Source organism: Caulobacter sp. FWC26 (assembly GCF_002742645.2).
Taxonomy (GTDB): domain Bacteria; phylum Pseudomonadota; class Alphaproteobacteria; order Caulobacterales; family Caulobacteraceae; genus Caulobacter.
The window spans coordinates 2490678-2510854 of the sequence record NZ_CP033875.1; the positions used below are offsets into that span (position 1 = coordinate 2490678).

The 20177-nt window shown below is 67.4% G+C and carries 15 protein-coding genes; 4 read left to right on the forward strand and 11 right to left on the reverse strand.

The window, feature by feature from the left end; translation table 11 throughout:
* Positions 1 to 107: 107 nt before the first annotated feature.
* The 4 genes from CSW63_RS13390 to CSW63_RS13405 all read right to left on the reverse strand — a co-directional run bounded on the left by CSW63_RS13390 (position 108) and on the right by CSW63_RS13405 (position 6028).
* The gene (locus CSW63_RS13390; protein WP_099503497.1) at positions 108 to 1568 is read right to left on the reverse strand and encodes a CehA/McbA family metallohydrolase; all 1461 of its coding nucleotides are present in this window, start codon (positions 1566 to 1568) and stop codon (positions 108 to 110) included.
* 74 nt (positions 1569 to 1642) lie between these two features.
* A complete protein-coding gene (locus CSW63_RS13395; protein ID WP_246842018.1) occupies positions 1643 to 4465 on the reverse strand; it encodes a TonB-dependent receptor in 2823 nt (940 codons plus the stop codon).
* A gap of 70 nt (positions 4466 to 4535) precedes the next feature.
* Entirely contained in the window at positions 4536 to 5483 is a 948-nt protein-coding gene (locus CSW63_RS13400) for a FecR domain-containing protein (RefSeq protein WP_099503495.1), read from the reverse strand.
* Positions 5447 to 6028: an RNA polymerase sigma factor gene (locus CSW63_RS13405; RefSeq protein ID WP_099503493.1), complete on the reverse strand. Its 582-nt coding sequence runs from the start codon at positions 6026 to 6028 to the stop codon at positions 5447 to 5449. Before CSW63_RS13405 ends, CSW63_RS13400 begins: the two co-directional genes overlap by 37 nt.
* A gap of 221 nt (positions 6029 to 6249) precedes the next feature.
* Between CSW63_RS13405 and CSW63_RS13410 the strand changes: the two genes are divergently transcribed.
* Positions 6250 to 7227 carry a LysR family transcriptional regulator gene (locus CSW63_RS13410; RefSeq protein ID WP_099503491.1) on the forward strand — a complete coding sequence of 326 codons (978 nt, stop codon included), beginning with the start codon at positions 6250 to 6252 and terminating at the stop codon, positions 7225 to 7227.
* On the opposite strand, the gene CSW63_RS13415 is transcribed toward CSW63_RS13410, so the two are convergent.
* From CSW63_RS13415 to CSW63_RS13440, 6 genes are all read right to left on the reverse strand, one after another.
* A complete protein-coding gene (locus tag CSW63_RS13415; protein ID WP_099503489.1) occupies positions 7134 to 8075 on the reverse strand; it encodes a S1/P1 nuclease in 942 nt (313 codons plus the stop codon). The genes CSW63_RS13410 and CSW63_RS13415 overlap by 94 nt on opposite strands.
* On the reverse strand, positions 8075 to 10366 hold the full coding sequence (locus tag CSW63_RS13420) for a TonB-dependent siderophore receptor (RefSeq protein WP_099503487.1): 2292 nt from the start codon (positions 10364 to 10366) through the stop codon (positions 8075 to 8077). Before CSW63_RS13420 ends, CSW63_RS13415 begins: the two co-directional genes overlap by 1 nt.
* Positions 10367 to 10539: 173 nt before the next feature.
* Complete coding sequence (locus CSW63_RS13425) at positions 10540 to 12054, reverse strand: phosphoesterase (RefSeq protein ID WP_099503485.1); 1515 nt, start codon at positions 12052 to 12054, stop codon at positions 10540 to 10542.
* Between the two features lie 107 nt (positions 12055 to 12161).
* On the reverse strand, positions 12162 to 15050 hold the full coding sequence (locus tag CSW63_RS13430; RefSeq protein ID WP_099503998.1) for a TonB-dependent receptor: 2889 nt from the start codon (positions 15048 to 15050) through the stop codon (positions 12162 to 12164).
* 105 nt (positions 15051 to 15155) lie between these two features.
* Positions 15156 to 16079: a FecR family protein gene (locus CSW63_RS13435; RefSeq protein WP_099503483.1), complete on the reverse strand. Its 924-nt coding sequence runs from the start codon at positions 16077 to 16079 to the stop codon at positions 15156 to 15158.
* Positions 16076 to 16582: an RNA polymerase sigma factor gene (locus CSW63_RS13440; protein ID WP_099503481.1), complete on the reverse strand. Its 507-nt coding sequence runs from the start codon at positions 16580 to 16582 to the stop codon at positions 16076 to 16078. The genes CSW63_RS13435 and CSW63_RS13440 overlap by 4 nt, the downstream gene beginning before the upstream one ends.
* Before the next feature lie 536 nt (positions 16583 to 17118).
* Between CSW63_RS13440 and CSW63_RS13445 the strand changes: the two genes are divergently transcribed.
* From CSW63_RS13445 to CSW63_RS24150, 3 genes are all read left to right on the forward strand, one after another.
* Positions 17119 to 18093, forward strand: a complete 975-nt coding sequence (locus CSW63_RS13445) for a sensor histidine kinase (protein WP_256371377.1) — start codon at positions 17119 to 17121, stop codon at positions 18091 to 18093.
* Between the two features lie 295 nt (positions 18094 to 18388).
* Complete coding sequence (locus tag CSW63_RS24145) at positions 18389 to 18610, forward strand: excalibur calcium-binding domain-containing protein (RefSeq protein WP_099503996.1); 222 nt, start codon at positions 18389 to 18391, stop codon at positions 18608 to 18610.
* A complete protein-coding gene (locus tag CSW63_RS24150) occupies positions 18552 to 18827 on the forward strand; it encodes a 5'-nucleotidase (protein ID WP_099503475.1) in 276 nt (91 codons plus the stop codon). Before CSW63_RS24145 ends, CSW63_RS24150 begins: the two co-directional genes overlap by 59 nt.
* Positions 18828 to 19420: 593 nt before the next feature.
* On the opposite strand, the gene CSW63_RS13465 is transcribed toward CSW63_RS24150, so the two are convergent.
* Positions 19421 to 19927, reverse strand: a complete 507-nt coding sequence (locus CSW63_RS13465; RefSeq protein WP_127846970.1) for a hypothetical protein — start codon at positions 19925 to 19927, stop codon at positions 19421 to 19423.
* Positions 19928 to 20177: the final 250 nt, after the last annotated feature.

Here is a 20177-nt window from a genome sequence, read left to right on the forward strand (position 1 = left end):
CGTTGTGTAACGCTGCGCGGCGTATCGACCTCAACATTTTTGTTGTCTGGCGAAGGTATCGCTTTCGCTCGCTGCGGAAGCGGCGACACCAAGGGTTAATCGCCATCTCAGGTCGCGGGCGATAAATAGATCGGATTCCCGATCAAAAGCAGCCGCCTTCCGGCATCACGAACATTGGCCCGGACCCAGGTCTGGCGCCGCCCCATCCGGATTTCGAACTGGCCCTTCGCCGACACTGGCGGGTGGATCCGAACGCCGTCCTGAATGAGCTCCAGCCCAGCGCGATCCGCGCCAGCGATTGTCGCGATGAAGGAAATTGTCCTGCCGGGCTTGGCCTTCAGCACGCCGCCCATAACCGCCGATGCTCCGTCCACGCTGGCGGACAGGTCGAGCATCCGATCGCGCGCGCCTTCCAGATCAATAAAAACACGCCCGGCGCGCAGGCCCGCCAACAAGGCTTCGGATGAGAGCCCCTCCGCGCGGATCACGGTCGTGGGTCGCCCGACGGCTGACGGCTGGCCGCGCGGAACCCCGGCGTCATGGTTGTCGCTGCCGCCGATCGCGGTGATCCGGCGACCCTGGTTCAGCTGAGCCTCCCAGAACGGGACGCCCGACAGGATGCCCTCGAAGCCGCCCAGCGCCTTCTCGTTACCGCCGTTGACGACCTCGATCGCCTGCACCGCGTCGAAGTCGGTGTCCTTGGCGGTCCAGCCGCAGCCCATGCATTGTTCGCCGGATGGAACGGCGGGGTGATTTATCGAGAAGACGCCGCCGGCGGCCTTCACCGCGCGTTGCAGGTCGCGGATCGACGGCGCGCTGCCGGAGCCCAGGCGAAAGTCGATGAAGGCCGTCGGCCCGAAAACATTGGCGTGCCCCTGGAAGGTCGTGACCTCGCGGCCGGTCATCAGCAACAGGTTCGGGAAAGACGGCTGGAGCTCGGCCAGGGCCTGCGCCTGGCTCGTAGTGTTGTGGTCGGTCACGGCGATGAAATCGAGGCCGGCGCCCTGGGCCGCCAGCACCGTGCGATAGACCGGACAAGGGGCGCGCGGCGCGTCTCCGGTGACGCAGCCGCCGTCGCTGTGGGCCGTGTGCATGTGCAGGTCGCCGCGATACCAGCCGGGCGTCGTCGCCCTGGCCAGGGCGACGGGCGGCGGCGCGGGCGCGCGCTGGAACCAGACCTTCGCCTCATAAGTCGCTCGGGACCCCGCTCGGGCGTTGGGCACGCCCAGCAGCAAGGTCCACTGGCCGGCCGGCAGCGGCCCGGGCAGGTAACTGGCGGTCGCCGCCTCGGTGGAGATGAAGAAGGTCTTCTTGTTCCCGCCGCTCCAGCCCCGGAAACGGACGGGATCCAGAAGGCCAAGATCGACCACGGTGCGGTTCTCCCGGCCCGTATAGTCAAAGGCGACGGACAGGCCGGTGACGCCGGCCGGCACGTCGAAGGTCACGAGCTTGTAGGTCTGGTGGTCCGCGCCGGTGATCTCGCCGGTCAGGACTAGGTCGGGCCGGCCTGTCTGGGCCAAGGCGGGCCACGCGATCAACATGGCGACGAGAGCAATCCAGCGGAGCATGGCGGCGTCCAAAGAGAAGGGCGGCCGAGACTGCGGCCGCCCGAGTTTAGGGGAACAAGGTCAATCGGCTCGCCTCAGAAGCGGTAGAGCAGCGCCGCCTTGAAGGCCCGGCCGAACTCCGGCCGACCGACGCCGTAGAGCGCCCCGGCCTCGCCGCTGATGATCTGGCCCGCGCGCGGATTGCCTTCGGTCAGGCCCAGCTCGTTGGTCAGGTTCGTGCCGTAGGCATAGATCGACAGCGCGTCGCTGACGTTGAACCGCACCGTGGCGTTGACGAGGGTGTAGGCCGGCAGGCGCGAGGTGTTGGCCGCGTCCGAGAAGCGGTCGCCATAGCGCTCGATGCTGCTCTCGATCCGCAGACGGCGATCCATCAGATTGACGCCGGGGGCGAGGCGGAACGCGGTCTTCGGTACGCGCACGAGGCGGTTGCCGGTGAAGTCGCGCGTGCGGCTGGCGGTCCCCGCCGGCGGCTTGATCTGGCAGGTCGGGTCCGAGGCCGAGACCGCGCAGCTCTCCTCGAACTTGTAATCGCCGAACTCGGGGTTCTGGACGGTGGCGCTGAACCCGAGGTCGAACCAGTCGAGCGGGCGGATCGTGCCCTCCAGCTCCAGGCCCAGCGTCTTTGTGTCGGTGATGCTGGTCTGGTTCACATAGGCGCCGGTGGTCGGATTGAAGACCAGGCTGCCGAAGGTCAGGGCGTCATAGGCGGTGTGGAACACCGTGGCGTAGAGGTCGAGCTTGCCGGTCGTCAGCTTGTAGCCCGCCTCGGTCAGATCCATCGTCTGGACGATCGGCGCGGTGTTGGTCGCGTTGGTGATATAGTCGCCCAGCGACGGCAGGCGGAACGCCGAGGTGTAACGGGCGAACAGGCCCATGTGCTGGCTCAGCCGATAGTCGGCGCCGAGCGTCCAGCCGGTATGGTCAAACTTGCGGGTGAAGCGGTCGTAGACGCCGGAGCCGGCCAGCACCGTGTCGTCGGCCGGAGTCGGCGAAAGGCCCAGATTGATTGTCGCCGTCCGCTCGCTGCGGCCGGTGAACTCCACCTTCTCCCAACGCACGCCTGCGTCGATGCGCAGGGCCGACGTCACTTGCCACTCGTCGGTCAGATAGAGCGCGGTGGTGTTGGACTTGCCGTCGCCGTTGGCGAATTCGGCGCCATAGCGGCTGATGCCATTCTCGGTGAGGCTGGAGAGCACCTTGCCCGTCGCGTCGACGGTCACGAGATCGAGGCGCCGGGCGTTGTCGCGCACGTCCAGCAGGGCGTTGGCGGAGTAGCGGTTGAAGGCCTCTTCGACATGGGCGTGGTAGACCCCGGCCGCCACGTCATGGGTCTGGCCGCCGATCTCGAACTTGTGCAGCAGGCGCGTGTCGCTGATCAGTTCGTCCAGCGGCACGGAGACGTAACGCAGCGAGCCGTCCAGCACGAGGCCGTTGCCGTTCTGGCCCGCGCCCGTGGTGTTGAAAACCTCGCTGGGACTGGTCGCGTAGCGCAGCTGGACGTCGGTCGCGCCGGGCGTCGCCGCCAGCAGGGCGGCGCGATACTGCGCGATGCGGGCCGACCCCAGCACCGGCGTGTTGGGGAAGAGGCCGATGCGCTTGGACTCCGAGGTCCGGTAGCGCAGCGTCTCCTGCAGGCGCCAGCCATCGGCAACGTCGTATTTCACGACGGCGGTCGCCTGGGTCAGCTTGACCTCGGTGCCGCGCGACAGGTCCCAGTTGAACGGCCCCTTGGGTCCGCGCAGGGTCAGCTTCTCGGTCTCGGGTCCCGCCAGGGTCCCGGTCAGCGGATCGAAGCCCGGCGCCGCGCTGGGCTCGCCCGCGGCGTTGAACTTCAGCGGCACGCCGGCGAACAGGATGACGTTGTCGTCCAGGTGCTTGATGTTGAAGTCGACGCTGCCGCGCTGGAAGTCGCGACCGATCGAGGCGCGGACCTGATAGCCCTTGTTGGCGGTGAAGCCCGGATCGCGGATGCCGTCGTCATCGCGCCAGAAGCCGCCGAGGCTGGCGCGCCAATCGCCGATCGGCCCGCCGACATAGGCGTCGACGCGCTTGAGGCCGTAGTCGCTGGCCTGGACCTTGACGATGCCCTCGCGGGTTTCGCCCTTGCGGGTGATGAAGTTGACCGTGCCGCCCGGCGCGTAGGAGGCGAAGATCGACGACGGACCGCCGCGCACCACCTCGATGCGTTCGATCGTCTCGTCCAGGCGGAACGATTGGTCGGCGTTCAGATATCCCAGGCCGCCGTCATGCTGCACCGGCGCGCCGTCCTCTTGCAGAGCGATGGCCGAGAAGCCCTCCTGGGGAATGCCGCGCGCCCGGATGTTGGCGCTGGCCTCGCCGCCCGACGCCTCGACCCAGAAGCCCGGCACCGACTTCAGCGCGTCGGCCACGCCCATCGGTGACCGCAGGCGCAGAGTCTCTTCGTTCATCGTCGTGACGGCGTAGCTGGTCGACAGGCGCGTGCGGGCGTCCGAACCCGCGCGAGCGGTGACGATCAGCTCCTCCACCGTCGAGACCTCAGCGGCGGCCCCGCCGGCGGCCAAAGGGCCGCCGCCTCGCTGGCGCAGGGTGATGACCTCGGCCGTGGCGGAGGCGATCTCCAGGTCGCTGCCCTCGATCAGACGGCGCACGGCTTCCTCGCGGCCGTAGGCGCCTTGCAAGCCCGCCGTGCGGTGCTTGGCCGCCACGTCGTACGGGAAGAGGATCTGGACGCCAGCTTGACGCGAGAAGGCGTTCAGCGCCTGGGCCGTGTCGCCGGCCGGGATCTTGAATTCCACCCGCGCGGCCGCTTGCGCATGGGCCGCGGCCGGCGCGAAGGCGACGAGCGCCGAGGTGGCCAGAAGCAGACAGGCGCCAAGGCGCGGCGCTCCGTGGCGCGTCCAAGTCTTGATCATCATATTTCGCCCCATCTAGGTCGCCGAAAAACCGGCGTCTCGCTCAGCAAGATGGAGCGGGGGCGAGAAACCTCTATCGAGATTTGAGAAGAATTCGTGACGATCCGTCGTCGATGATCCGTAGGCCGAACGTTGTCCGGAGGGCCTCCAGGAAGCTTTCGGGGTTACCGGTCAGGAAACGGCCACCCAGACGCATCGCGCCGACCTTGGGCTCTTCTATGACCATCTTGCGTACGAGGTAGCGATTGTACTCCTCGACCGCGTCGGACAGGCGCTGCCCCTCGAAAACGATTTCACCGCGACGCCACGCCTGAACGTTCTGGACCTCGTCTTCCGGCGCGGTCGCGACGGCGACGCCCGTGGCGGTGACGGCCAGGGCCTGGCGGGGGTCGGTGGCGCTGATCACGGCGGCCTGGGTTTCGCCCGCCGCCGTCCGGACCGCCGCCCGGCCAGCCAGCACGATCAGGTCCAGCCCCGTCGATCTCAGGCGCGCGTTGAATTGGCCTGGCGCGAGGTTGGCCAGCCCGGTCGGCGTGAAGAGCTCGAACGGCCGCAGCGCATCGTGGGCGATCGTCAGGGCGATCTCCCCTCGCCTTAGCCATAGCCTTCGCCGGTCGCGACCAAAGCGCCAGAGCACTTCGGTGTCGGTGTTCAGCTCGACCGAGCTGCCGTCCGGAAGCGACATCGTGCGACGCTCCCCCACCCCGGTGACCGTGCGGGCGCGCAGCCACTGGTCGCGCCCCAGATAGGCGGCGCCCGAAAGGCCCGCCGCGAGGGCGAGACCGCCGCCCAGCCACGCGCGCCGGCTCATTGCCGGCTGGGCCCGAGGCGGCGCGTCGCGCAGGGCGTCCAGCCGGCTCCACGCCGCGGCGACCTCGGCGAAGGCCGCCGCGCGGCGAGGGTCGGCGTCGCGCCAGGCTTCGAATTCCCGGGAATCCGCTCGTCCGGCGTCCAGGCGCGCCAGCCACTCCGAAGCCTGGGCGATCAGCGCGTCTCTGTCTTGATCGCCCGCTTGCGCCATGTACTCGCCTTAACTCCGATCCTTCGGCCTTCGTCCGCCGCCAACGCCTTGGTGAGTAGGGCCAATCCCTTGGCCAAGTGCTTTTCAACCGTAGAGATGGACAAGTTCAACCGAACCGCTATCTGGCCCGGCGCAAGCCCCTCCATTTTCCGCAGCGTGACCACGCGTCGACATTGTTCCGGCAGCCGATCGACCGCCTCTATCACGCGCAGCAACTCTTCCCGAGCGCTCGCGACGGCATAGGCGTCCGGCGCAGGATCCGGCAGAGCTTCCATCTCCAGCACTCCGATCTGACGGATGCCGACGACCTTGGCCCGCCGAACGCGCTCGAACGCGAGGTTTCGAATGATGGTGAGGACAAAGCGCTCCGGGCGCTCCAACCGGCGCCAGTCCTGAACGCCAAGCACTTTGGCGTAGGCTTCTTGCACGAGGTCCTCGGCCTCGACCGCGTCGCGCGTCAGCTTGCGCGCATAGGCGCGATAGCTCGGCGCGAACGGCAAGACCGCCTCGGCGAACCATTTGTCGATGTCGCGTAGCCAGGCCATCACGCCGCGTCCCGTCAGCGATCACCGCCGACTCTCGATTGCTGCACTAGCGACCCCGGGTGTCAGTTTAGCGACACCGCCTCGACGACGGATGTTCGAGCGCGCTCGCCGTCCCGGCGCCGTTTTCGGGCGCGCGATACTGAGGCGGCGCTAGATCATTCGCATGCGTTGGCTGTCACAGTTCGCGGCTACGGTGCCACAGCGTATGGACTGAGTGATCGATGCAGCGTCGGCTTCCGCCCCTTGAAAACATACAGGCGTTTATCGAGGCGGCTCGCGGCCCGAACTTCCGTGCGGCCGCAGAGCGTTGCGCCATCAGTCCCGCCGCCTTTTCGCGCCGCCTGCAAGCGCTGGCCTCGCAATTCGATCGCGTCCTGTTCGAACGCACGCCCGAAGGCCTTCGGCTGACCGAGGCCGGAGCGCGTTGCCTGCGCGAATTGGAACCGGCCTATCTGGAACTGCGCCGAGCGACCCGCGCCGCGGTGGGGGACGATCTCGAGCAAAGTGACGTGCGCCTATCCCTGTCGCATTCCCTGGCGGTCGGCTGGCTGATCCCGCGCTTGGGTGATCTCGGCAACGTCGCGCCGGACATCCGGCTGTCATTCGACACCATTCGTGACGACTCGGCGCTGCGGCGCGGCGCGGTCGATCTGGCGGTCTGTTTTAGCGACACGGATTTTTCGGGCCTCTCGTCTCGCGCGCTGATCACTGTTTCGGCCACGCCGGTCGCCTCGCCGGAGGTCGCGGCGCGCTTCCAGGCCAATCCCGACCTCTCGGCCTTCCCCCGGCTCGCCGTCAGCGTTCCGCTCAACGTCTGGGACTGGTGGACGGATCAGGCCGGCCTGACCCGTCTAGCCGCGACCACACGCTTCGACGTGATGCAGGCCGCGTACGAGGCGGCGGCCCAGGGCATGGGCGTCGTCCTGGGCGCCCTGCCCACCGTGCAGCCCTATCTCGATGATGGCAGGCTCGTCGAACTGGGCCTTCCCTGGCTCAAGTATCCCGGCGAGTACCGCCTGGCGGCCACGAGCGCCGGAAGACGGCGGCGCTCGGTCGCGACGGTGTGGTCTTGGCTGGAGCGCCAGGCGGCCAGCACTCCGACCGTCTATCTGTCAAAGGCTTCGCGAAGCAGGTCGGACAGCCTGTACCCCGCGAGCGCGGCCCGCGCCTCGGCCACGGCTGCCGCCTCCTCGGCATAGCCCGGCGGCAACGCCTTGGCTTGCTTCGCCGACGGGCCGCCGACGGGTCCTGAAGCATAGACGCGGGACGCCGCCAGCGCTCGGCTCTCTTCGGCCCAATCGCTGTAGTTGGCCGCGACGGCGTGCGCGACGCCCGGCGCCAGGACCGTTCGCGGAAGACGGCGCTCCAGCTCGATCGCGCGCGCGCGCACCGAGCCGATGTCGCCTGCGCGATGGACGGCGTCGTCCCAGAACCAGTGCAGGGTTTCGGGACGGCCGGTCACGGGGTCGATGACGAACTGTTGGCTGCCGGCCTTGTCGCTTTCCGGATACTGGCTGGAGAACAGCTGCGCCGTATGGAGCGGTTGATGCACGTCTCCGGCGAGGTGCATCACCCAACACAGCGCCACGGCGCGCTGGGCGGGCGTGGCGGCGCGGTTGGCCATGACGCGGGCGTTGAGGGCGAAGGCCTCGACACCGTCCATGGCGACATCCGGAGCGGGCGCGTTGGCGGGCGGATCTTCGGTCCGGACAATGGGTTTTAGCTCCAGATGCCAGCTGGGTTGGTCATAACCGGTCAGACGCGCATCGTCGGGCCAGCGCGCGCACTCCATCATCAGCCGTAGCGCCCGCTCTCGCCCCTCGCTGCGGTCTTCGGCCACCTCGAACGCGCCCCGGTCGGGATGGCTGTCCAGCACCGCGACCACGCGATCGATGACCGCGGGATCCCGAACCTCCAGCGCGTCGAAGGCGATCGCGGCGATGACCATGTGCCCCGGCCGCGTCCAAGCGGCGGCCGGAGCGGCGTCAAACGACAAGGCGGTCAGAAGCGCCAGTCCCGCCGCGCCCAGGCATGTCCGAGCCCTCATCAAAAGCTGGCCCCGAGGCGGATGAAGTATTCGCGGCCGTCCACGCCGATACCCCCCGCTTCGGTATAGGGCCTCCCGTCGACCTGACCTCGCACCCGGTCGGGATAGGCGTCCGTGGCGTTCAGCACGCCCGCCTGAACGCGCATCCGCTCTGTCACTTGATAGGCGACCGTCAGATCCAGCGTGGCGTCGGAGCCGAACACTTGGATCGGCCCGACAGGGGCGGCTTTGTAGCGCCCGAAGCGCGCCGCGTCGGCCGTCAGGCTCCAGCGGCCCATCCGTAGATCCGCCGACAGGGTTAGCTTATTGCGGGGCTCGGCGTCGGCCAGCGTGTTCAGCGACGTCGCCGCCAGAAGCGGCAAGGCTGGGATTACCGGATTGCTCCGCAGTTCGCGGGGGTCGGTGTCGAACGCGGCGTAGCCAAAGGTCAGGCTCAGCTTGCCGTCACGGCCAATCTGGGTGCGCCAGTTCCCCGTGGCCTCGATTCCTTGGGTGCGCGTATCGAGAGCGTTGGTGAAGAAGCGAACCTGGCTGGCGTTGGTGATGCCGGCCTTCTGCAGGATCGCCGTGACGGCCGCACCGGTCAGGGACTCGCTGAGTGCGATGCGATCTTCAATTTCGATCCGGAAGGCGTCGAGACTGAAGGTCAGGCCCTCGCGGGGCGTCAAGACGACGCCGCCGGAGTAGTGTTTGGAAGTCTCCGGACGCAGATCGCTCGCCCCCAGGGCGCGGGCGACAGGATCGGTCACGGCGAAGGTGCCGATGTTGACCAGGGCGCCGGCGCTGAGCTGACTGGTGACCGTCGAAAAATACTGCTGCTGCAACGACGGGGCGCGGAAGCCGGTGCTGGCCGTCGTCCGCGCCGCCAACCAGGGCGTGGCCCGCCAGAACGCCGAGACCTTGCCCGTCGCCTTGCGTCCGAAGTCGCTATAATCCTCGGCGCGGCCGGCGACGCCAATGTCCAGACCGTTGACCGGGCTGAATTCGGCATCAACGAAAGCGGCCGACGCGTGGCGATCGACGTCGATCGGCTCTGGCGGGTTGAAGCCAGGAAAGCCTTGCGCGCCCGCGCCGGTGAACGAGGCCGTCTCGCCCGACCGGATCTTGAAGGTCTCGCGGCGATGCTCAAGGCCCAACGCTAGATTGGCGCCCGCCATCACGCCGCGAAAGGCGCGGCTGACCGTGAGGTTGGCTATGTTTTGGCCATAGGTCACGCCGCCTGAATCGAACCGCGTTGGGCTGCCCGCGCCGAGCGAAGTGTTGACGCTGTTGGACAGCTTGAAGTCGCCCCGGTCATAACCGGCGGTGTCGCTCAGATCGTAGCGCCAGCCCGCCATCTCGCCCCGCACGCCGACCGCGCCGCCCAGATCAAGCATGTCGAGATTGACGTAGGGCAGGAAGCCGTTGGGATAGAGCGTTGGCGCGACGCTGGGCAGGCGAAAAAGCGGCGTGCTGGTCGAGTCGCGCCAGGCCAGGGTTCCGAAGCCATAGGCGCGCGCGTCGCCAGGCAGACCCACCTCCGCATTGGCGGTCAGCAGCAGGTTTGTCGCCTCGGGATCGCCCGTGCGCTGGCTGACGCGACCGACGCGCGGATCGATCTCGGCCGAGTTGGTCGGCTTTCTGTTCCGGGCCTCCCCAGTCACGGTGAGGAACCCGTCGTGGCCGAGCCGCAGGCCGAGGCGACCCGCCCCGACGACGGACTGGCCATCGCCATCCTCTGTCACGCCGGTTGTGAGCGTCGCCTCGCCGCCGCGAGCGTCGGAGCGCAGGACGATGTTGATCACGCCGGCGATGGCGTCCGAGCCATACTGAGCGGCCGCGCCATCGCGCAGCACCTCGATGCGGGCGATAGCCGCGACCGGGATGGTGTTGATGTCGACCGGCACCGTGCCGCGGCCGACGCCGTTGTTGAAGTTCAGCACCGACGAGGCATGGCGGCGATGGCCGTTGACCAGGATCAGAACCTGATCGGGGCCCAGCCCCCTCAGTGAGAAACCGCGCGTGCTGCTGGATGACGGCGAGGTCTGGGAGCGCGGATAGTTGAACGACGGCGCCAGGAAGCCGAGGACCTTGCCCAGGTCGGTGAAGCCGCGCTGCGCTAGCATTTCGCCGGAGAATACGTCGACCGGCGCGGCGGTCTCGGTCGCCAGGCGTCCCGGCACCCGCGACCCGACCACCAGCACCTCGTCCAGCACCGTTTCCGGAGGTGACGACGACTGGGCGAAAGCCAACGTCGCACCAAACGACACCGTCAGCGCCGCACCGGCCGCCAACCCCTTGAACACCGTCATGACTGAAACCCCCGTCTCGTGACGAGGCGTTTAGTCCGAGCTCCCACCACGGCGCGAACGCAAAGGCCGCAACGGCGTTGCGCGGCGCGCAACGTCCCCAGCTGCTCTGCCTTCGGTCTCCGATGAAGATCGCACGAGCGCACCTTCTCTTGAGGGTCGCCCGCCCTTGTCGCCTATTTCACGACAATGGAGATCGGGTTCGCGTAGAACCACAGGTCCGACCACGGATCTTCACCTGGCAGGTCCGGCAGCGGTTCGCTCTCCGCGCCGTTCGTGCCCCGGACCCGGATATAGGTGGAGCGGCGCACGTCCTTGAGCGCGTAGACCATCGACAGCACCTCGCCCTCGCGCGCCCAGGAGGTTGGGGTGAAGGCGCGCACGACGCGGGTCGAGGGATTGGCGTCGAGCGTGCGGTCGGCGGCCGGTCCGATGATGTCGCCCTGAATCAGGTCGATGCGGGCGACGCTGGGCGAAAAGCCGCCAAAGTTCTTGCCCGCCGGGTCGCGCACCCGGATGACCACCATGACGTCCGTTCCCGCGGGAACCTCCAGTCGCCCGCCGATCTCGGCCCTGGCGCCGGTGGCGCTGGCGGTGACATCGACCTCGGACACGAGGTCGCCCAGTGTCACGAAGATGCGGCCGTTGCGCAGGCCGTCCAGTACGTCGTCATAGGTGTGGGCGGCCTTCACATAGGTCTTGGAATACTCGCCCGGCCAGAAGTCCGCGCCGCCGTCGGTGTAATGGCGATGGGAGTCCGAGGTCGAGGTGACCCACCAGCGGCGCCCCTCGCCCAGCATCGCGTCCCAGAAGCCGCCGAGCTTGGCGGTCATCTGGTCGAAACCGCCGAGGGTCGGCGCTCGCGAATAGCCGCCGCGATCGCCCTTGCCCTTCAGCGAGCCGTCGGGGTTCAGGCCCGAGGCCTGGTGTCCGGGCGCGCCCTCCATGCCGACCACGACGTCGGGGGCGGTGTCGTTCCAGTCGCGCAGCTCGGACGGCGAGACCAGGCCGTAGCGGCCCATGCCGGTCGCCGACCGCGACGGGTGGTTGGCGATGACCACCGGCGGCTTCGCCAGCGCCTTCATGTGGCGTAGCGCGTCCAGCATGAAGCCTTCTTCGTCGCGGGCCGGGTCGGCCGGCCACGGTTCGCGCCGGTTGTAGCGGCGCTCGATCCCGAACAGGGCGTCCCGTTCGCTCGCCGTGCGCGGCAGGATCAGGCTGGAGTGCTCGGCCGCCGGCGTATCCAGCTCCATGCCCCAGAACTGCAGCACGCCCGGCGTCTCGCGGCGAGAGCGCGCCAACTCGGGATAGGCCTCGTCGCGATTCAGTTTGGCGTGGTTGGGACCGCCGTGATCGGTGGCCACCATCCACGAGAGGCCATACCGGGCGCCCATCCGGGCGTTGGTGGTGATCGGGTTGCTGGCGTCGCCCGCCTTGACCAGGATCGGTGGCTGGGACGGATCGGCGCTGGGCTTCACCGAGACGCTGAACCAGCTGTGGACGTGATGGTCGCCGGCCAGCCAGCGGCGCTCGGAAGCCTTGGCCGGCCGCGCGCCGGGGCGGTTCGGCGCGACCGGCTCGACCGCGTGGCCGGGATGCGCCGACGCCGGGCTTCCGGCGGCCTGCGCGAGGCAGAGCGTCAGGGCGGCAGCCGAACAAGCGAGACGGGCTCGAGGCGGGAAGGTGCGCATCCGAATGTCCTAGCCAAACCCTGTGACGCTTCCCACAAGCGATCTTGGGAAAGCAAGCCGGCCCGCGCCGCGGGCGCGCGAGCCGGCCTCAAACCCCGCCGTCAGGCCTAGAACTTGGCCCGCAGGCCGAAGCTGACCGTGCGGCCGTAGTTGGTGTAACCGCCGAACCAGCCGCCCTTGATGAACTGCCGCTGGGAGGCTTTCGTCAGGTTCTGCCCTTCGATCGCCGCCGTGATCTGCGGCGTGATCTTGTAGCTGACGCTGCCATCAAGCGAGCCGAACGCCTTGTCGTTCAGCGCCGAGAGCCCCGCCCCGCCGACGTCCTGCAGGACGTCGTCGACCCAGCTGTAGCTGGCGCGGGCGGCGAAGCAGTCCTTCTCGTAGAAGGCCGTCACGTTGAAGCTGTTCTTGGCGACATTGACCATCTCGTCCTTGAGGGTCGGCGAGTAGGTCGCTGCGGTGTCGGTGTAGGTGTAGTTGGCCAGGAAGCCCAGGCCGTCAAACGGGGCCGGCAAACGCTTGAACAGGTGCTGGTAGGCCAGCTCGACGCCCTTGATCGTCGCCTTGCCGCCGTTGGTCGGCGAGGTCAGCACGTAGGTCTGGCCGTCGACGACGATGTTGGTGTTCTGACTGTAAACGAAGGTGGTGATGTCCTTGTAGAAGGCCCCGCCGATCAGCGCGCTGCCCGGCGCGAAGTACCATTCCAGGGTCGCGTCATACTGCCAGGCCTCGAAGGGCTTCAGCAGCGGATTGCCGCCCACGGCCGTCAGCAGGGTCCCTGAGTTCAGGGTCAGGCGCGGCGCCAGGTCGGCCAGGGACGGCCGGGTGATCACCTTGGCGGCGGCGACGCGGGCCTGCAGGGTCTCGGTCAGCTCCAGCGCGAAGTTGGCCGTCGGCAGGACGTCGGTATAGGTCTTCTCGAAGCGGACGGGCAGCGCCGCCGTGCCGTTGTCGGCGTGACCCGACGAGACCTGCTTGGTCTGCGCCACACGCACGCCGACCTCACCGCGCAGGGGCGCGCCGAACAGGTTGGTGTCGATGTCGCCCAGGGCGTAGCCGGCCCCGATCTTCTCGGACACGCGATACGAATTGCGCTGGTCCGCGCGGGCCGTGCCCTTCTGGTTCGGGTCGCGCAGGGCCCAGAACGCGGCCGGGTCCGGCATGGCCCAGCGCGTCGGCAGGCCGGCGGAGGCGCCGCCCAGGAAGTCGGTGACCGGGAACGGGTCGAAATAGTCCGCGCCGAAGAACTTGCCGGTCAGGTTGGTCGTGTAGTTGATGTCGGCGCGATTATAGGATCGCGAGCGCTCGCGAAATTTGACGCCGAACTGAAGGCGGCTGACCGGACCCAGGCTCACCGGCCGCTCGGCGTCGAACTGCAGGGCGGTCTCGTCGTCCGTAGCGTTGTTCACCCGCCATTCGATGCGGCGGAACGGCAGCAGGGACGGGTTGTTCAGGTCCGCGGTCAGCAGACTGACGTCCGGCAGCCCGTCGCCAGCCTGGGGCAGGTTGAACGTGGCCCGGCCCATCGACCCCTGCAGACGGGTGCGGGTGATTGGCTTGGAGGTTTCCGAATAGGCCCGGGCGTAGGCGAGGTCGCCGGTGATCGTCCAGTCCTCGAGCTTCTGACGGATCTTGCCGGCGACCATCATGTTGTCGTGAGCCAGGTCGCTGACTTCGCGACCGATCTGACTGTTGGTGTTCGCCGTGCCGCCCATCATGACGCCGTCCTTGATCACGGCCGAGCCGGCGACCAGGGTCGAGAGATCCGGATCGACCGAGTAGGTCAGTTCGTCATAGTGGTCGTCGAGCTTGGTGTAGCTGCCGTCCAGCGTGATTTCCGTGGCGTCGCTGGGCCGATACTGGGCCGAGAGGACGACGCCCTTGCGCTTGCGGTCCTCGCGCTCCAGCGTCGGGCGGATATTGGTCGCATACAGCTGCACGCCCTGGGCGATCAGGCTCTTTCCCAGGGTGGTGGTCGCGCTGGGATAGCTCCAGCCCACGCCGGTGATGCGGTCCTGGCGCAGGGTGCGCTCATCGTACACCGCCGCCGCCAGCACGCCGAAGGTGCCGGCCGCGTTGGTCCAGCTGGCCAGGCCCGACACGCGCGGGTCGGTCTTGCCGGCGAGCTCGGGATGGCTGGCGGTGGCCGACAGCGCCAGGGTCGTGCGGCCTAGGTCCAGCGGACGAAAGGTCTTGATATCGACCACGCCGCCGATGGCCCCCTCGTCCAGAGAGGCCAGCGGCGTCTTGCCGACCTCGACGCCGGCCACCAATTCCGACGGCAGGGTGTCGAAGCGGAACTGGCGGCCGCTCTGGCCGCTGTCGCGCATGTTCTCGTTCACCGCGGCGCTGCGGCCGTTCAGGGTGACGATCTGGAAGTTCGGGCCCAGGCCCCGGACGCGGATGAAAAGGCCCTCGCCCCGGTCGCGGGTGATGGCCACGCCCGGCACGCGCTGCAGGGCCTCGGCGATGTTGTTGGACGGGAACTTGCCGATGTCCTCGGCCGAGATCGCGTCGACGACATTGGCAGCCTTGCGCTTTTCGTTCAGGGCGCGGGCGAGCGAATTGGCGAATCCGCCCGTGACGACGAGCTCCTCGAGCTCGGTGGGCTCGTCAGCCCGGGCTGGGACCGCCTCGGCGCGCGGCGCGGCCGCGGCGGGGTTGGCCTCGGTCGAGACCTTCTGGGCCGCCGGGCGCAGGATCGCCGCGCCGCCGTTGCGCACGAACGTCAGGCCCGTGCCCCGCAGCAGCTCGGCCAGGCCGCGCTCGGCGTCGAACTGGCCGCGCACGCCTTGGGTGTGCTTGCCGCTCAGCAGGGCCGGATCGGCCAGAACCTGCAGGCCCGTGGCCCGGGAAAAGCTCGGCAGGGCCGAGGCCAGGTCGCCAGCCGGGATGGCCAGGGTCGGCTTTTCGGGCGGCGCGGCCACGACGGGGCTCGCCGCCAGCAACGCGGCCGCGGAGGCCGAGCCAAGCCAGGTCCAGGTCTTCGAAGTCATGTCGTCATCCCCGTTTCGCGCGGCGTTCGACGCCGGTTCGGCCGGGAAGACGCTGGCCACCCTCGAACCCGGACAGGGATTTTTGTGAAGTTTCGGCGACGGCGGTCAGCGCGAGAGCAGAAAGCCGTCCGACGTCTGACGGACGGTGAAGCCGTGCATCAGCGCCAGATCGCGCACCAGGGCTCGGGGCTCGTCAAGCCGGAAGCGGCCAGCCACCCGTTGGCGACCCAAGGCCGGATCGGCGATCACGATCGGTGTGGGCGAGGCGCGGTTCAGGCGCTCGACCAGCCGCGCCAGGGGGATGCCGTCCGTTTCCAGCCAGCCCGAGCGCCAGTCGTCGGCATGGAGGTCGAACGCGCGGATCGCCGACAGCCGGCCCTCCTTGGCGAAAGCCCGCTGGCCCATGGTCAGCTCGGCCGTGCGGTGGATCAGCCCCGCCGGCGCCAGCCGAACGCGACCGCGACGCACCGAAAGCTCCAGGCGCCCATCGCTGCGCTCGAGGTCGAAGGCGGTGCCCAGCACACGGGCCGAGCCTTCGGGCGCCTTGACCGTGAACGGCCGTCCCGCGTCGTGGGCGACGTCGAAGAAGGCCTCGCCGCTGACCAGCTCGACCTGGCGCCGCCGGGCGCCCAGGCGCGCCTCCAGGCGGGTCGCGCCGTCCAGGGTGACCTGCGTGCCGTCGGCCAGGGTGGCGACCCGGTGCTGGCCCGGCGCGGTCTGCAGCACCACTGGCGCGACGGTCATCAGCTGAATCTGCGGCCAGGCGACGACGGCGGCCAGGCCGCAGGCCGCCAGACCGCCCGCCAGCGCGGCCCAACGCCCAGCGCGGCGCGGGACTCTCCGCCGTTGTTCGCTCAGCCGCATCGCCTCAGCCAGGGCGGGGTCCTGACTGGCGCGCCAAACCGCGTCGAAGGCTTGGCCGTGGGTCGGATCGGCCGACTTCCAGGTCTCGAAGGCGGCGTCCTGACGGTCGCCGTCGTCCAGACGTCGCGCCGCCCAGACGGCGGCCTCTTGGCGGATGCGGCTCATCGGCGGCCTCCGCTGGCGCGGCGCTCGGCCCGCGCGATCTCGCGATGCAGCTGCTCCAGCGCCCGCACCACGTGCTTTTCGACCGCCGCCTCGCTGAGGCTGAGATCCTGGGCGATCTGACGCGGCGAGTGGCCGTGCAACCGGCGGCGGATGAACACGTCGCGACGCAGGGGCGGCATGGCGTCCAGCGCCTTGCCGAACACCTCGACCTTCTGGCGATGCATCAGGATCTGCTCCGGCGCGGGGGCTTGGCAGGGAATGTCGTCGTCCAGCGCCTGGGCGGGCCGTCGGCTGGCGCGGCGGAAGTGATCGCGCACAAGATTCAAGGCGATGCGATAGCCCAGCGCGGCCCTGTCAACGATGGTCCGCGCCTGCTCGTAGGCAAGCAGGCGCTCGAATGTTTCCTGCACCAAATCCTCGGCCGTCGCGGGATCACGCGTCCGCCGAACGATAAACTGATAAAGGTCGCGCCGCTGCGCGCGCAGGCTAACGAGGTCGCTCATCGTAGCGCTTGGCTCCCCCAGGGAGCGGAATAGCGGACGGACCGACCAAGCATGGCCAGGCGCTAGCACGACTTTGTGACACTATCGTCCTTTCGCGCCGAACGCCGCCTCAGCGCCAACAGCTGACATGGGCGCACTTCCAGAAACTGGACGTTCGCGCCATTCTGAGAAGTGCTTGCTTACGGAGAGGTGGATGTCGCCCTGGCCAAGATAGCGAGGTCCTGAGAGCCAGGCCATTCGCGCCCCTGCTCGCTCCGTGTTCTTGCGCGGCTGGGCGACGGCCATCGTCGCAAAGCGTTGCTGCGCGGCTATGTCGAGGAGTCGGCAGACGCCCGGCCTCGACCGTGACACGACCTCCAGAATGCTGAACCAGAGGGCTAAATGACAAGAAGACCCGCTCATGAACACTGACGACCCGCGCGGGGGCCGAAGGTCTGCCTGGAGGGCGCGCGGACCAAGCGGACGGGGACCTCTCGCAACGGCTAGCCGACGCGACGGCGCGCGCCGATCGCCAGGAAGAGCTCTTCCACGAGCTGATCGAGCGGTGTCCCTTCGGCATCTACATCGTCGACGCCGACTTCAAGATCGCCTCGATGAACCAACGCTCTCAGAACGGCGCCTTCACCAATGTTCGTCCCGTAATTGGTCGCGCGTTCGAAGAGGCCATGCGCATCCTCTGGCCCGAGGAGGTCGCCCAGGAGATTCTCGGCCACTTTCGCCGGACATTGGAGACGGGGGAGCCGTTCTATTCGCGTGACTTCTATCGCCCACGGAATGACGTCGACGAGGTCGAGGGCTACGAGTGGGAATTGCAGCGCACCCGAACGCCCGACGGGCGCCACGGGGTGATCTGCTATTACTACGACTCAACCGAGCTGCGGCGCGCGCAGCAGCAGATTTCCTCGGACCAGCGCCGTCTCGAGCTACTCGTCGACGAGCTGAACCATCGTGTGAAGAACACCCTGGCGATCGTTCAGTCCCTCGCGGCGCAGAGCTTTCGCGGGTCGGACATCCCTTCGCATGCGCGAGAGGCTTTCGAGGGCCGCCTGGAGGCTCTGGCCGGTGCCCACGATGTCCTCACCCGCAATCACTGGGCTGAGGCCGACGTTGCCACTATCGTCGTGAACGGGGCGAGGGCGTGCGGCGTCGAGGGGAGATTGCGCGTCTCGGGGCCAACGGTCGGCCTGGCGCCGCAGACGGCGGTGACCATGGCCATGGCGGTGCATGAGCTTCTCACGAACGCCCTCAAGTACGGCGCGCTTTCGCGAGACACCGGCGAGGTCGAGGTCACGTGGAAGCTCCAGAAGAACGGTGGATCGCGCCGCCTGCGTTGGGTCTGGCGCGAGCGCGGCGGTCCGCCCGTCAAGACGCCGACGCGGCGCGGCTTTGGCTCCCGACTGCTGGAAAGCGCCATGGCCGCTGAAGGCCATGGCCGCGCCGACCTCGCCTTCAACCCCGATGGCCTAGTGTGCACGCTTACTGCTGACCTCAACCAAGCGTTGGGGACTTAGACGGCCGGGGCTTGGCTCCGTATGCCACCGTATCAGACGAGTTGCGCCGACGCGTCGGCCTGCCAGTGATTAGCGTTCCTGAGCCGCAACGCGCCATGAACAGGCATTGGCAGGCCGCCGCTAAGCTGACCTTTGCACAGCCGCACGTTTGCCAGCCGAAGCGACAAGCTCGCCGGACCTTTACAAGAAGATAAGCTCGTCGTGCGACGGTCGGAGGATGGAGCGTCGCCAAAGTTTAAGACTCCCATTTCCCGCCCTGGTGGCGCTGGTCGCTGCGATAGCATTTGCTCTGACGATGCTTGCTCTTTCTAAGCCAGCAGTGGGCTTGGGCGACATCCACGCAGCGCAGATCCAGACGAAAGCGCCAGGGGATCAGCATTTCAGCGGCTGCAGAGCGGCCCGGGCCGCGGGACGCGAAAACATACCCTCTTGGGATCCATCTTACCGCAGTAGCATGGATGGCGACGGTGACGGATTGGCTTGCGAGCCGTATCGGGGCAACAATTCTCGTGGGTGAGCGTGTCGTGCTGACGTTTCGCGAATGGGGCACACCGTTTGATGAAGCGCATTTCGTTGGGCATCACGCCAAGGCTCCGTTTGTCGAAGCATTTGACGCTCACATATTCTTTGATGACCAGGAGAAGCACGTTCTAGGCGCAAGAGCTTTGGTCCCCGCGGGACACGTGCCGGGCCCTCACGCTGCGGACCAGCTGATTGTTCCCGCAGCGGAATAGCACCCTAGCAATCGTCGGGCCCGCTAAATCTCAGACCGCTACAATCGTCACCCCCATATCGAGTAGTGCGTAGTTTACGCAACCTTAAGATCTCACGTAAGCTCAGCCGTGGTGGGCTGGATCATGGGGAATGCTGCGGTGGAGTAGCATCACCAAAGAGCTCCAAGCAGAATCACCCCAAGTGTGAGGAGGTTGAAGTGGCTTGGTACAAGAACGTTGACAATTTGAGAAAGGCGAATGGAACCGAAGCGGTTTGGTCAACTGAATATAAACCTGGCGCGATCGTAGCGACTTCTGGCATTTACCGCTGTAGAAACTGTGGGAAGGAAGCCACTTGCAACAAAGGCGATCCCTTTCCACCCGAGAACCACCACCAACATCCTCAAAGTGGCGCTGTACTTTGGCGATTAATCGTATGGACTAACACCTCTGGCGACGAGAGCCACGGGGCCGTCTAGCTTGCAGATACAAAGGCGCCAGGAGGCGACATTGGCGCACCTCCAGAAACTGGACGTTCGGCATCTGGCTCGAAAAGACCGGCACCGACCTGCGGTGGAGGTTTTACGCAACTTGGCTGGAATGTCAGTCGACCTTCACCCCCTCGGGCACAACCCTTTCGGGGTCCAGTCGGAGGTGAGGGTCGTCGGCGGACTGCCTTCACCATGCAGGATCAATGCGAAGCCTTGCCGGGTTTGTTGGCCAATCGCCATGAGCAACATGGGCGGCCCGCGCCGGACCATCAGCGAATGTCCCGCTCCCCGTGCGACTTGGATGCCATCCGGCGTTTCCAAGCAACTTGCCCCGCTGATCGCATAGAAAGCTTCGGGTCCTGAATGCACGTGCACGGGGGCTGTAGCGCCCGGCGGGAACGTCGACTTCAAATATTCGGCGCTAAAGTCGCCGCTAGCCGCCTCGATTGGGAGGGGGCCGATATCGGCCATATGCTGCCCGCCCACGGGGTCATGCCCCTTGTCGCCGATCTCAAAAAGCCAAACGCGGCCGAAGGCTTGAACAACAGCGCCATGTGGGGATTTAACACGTTCAGCGGCTTGCGCGTCCGCAAAGGTGTAGATTTTCCAATAAAGCGCCCCTTGAGGCAACGCTCCGAGCTCTTGGTGAGCGACAAGGCAGGCTGGGCCCGGCGTCTCGCCAGTTTGCCCGGCGCAGGTCCGCGAGGTTGCTTGGGCCTGAGCAGAAGGCGGAGCGAGGGTTAGTAGCGCTAGGGTCCCAAGAGCGCCTGCTAGCAGTCCGGATAAAGTCCTAACCATGGTCCGAGCTCTCCCAATAGCGCGCTCCGATAGTGCCCGAGGAAAAGCCAGCTGTGTTCCGGCTTGCAAAACTAACCCCCTT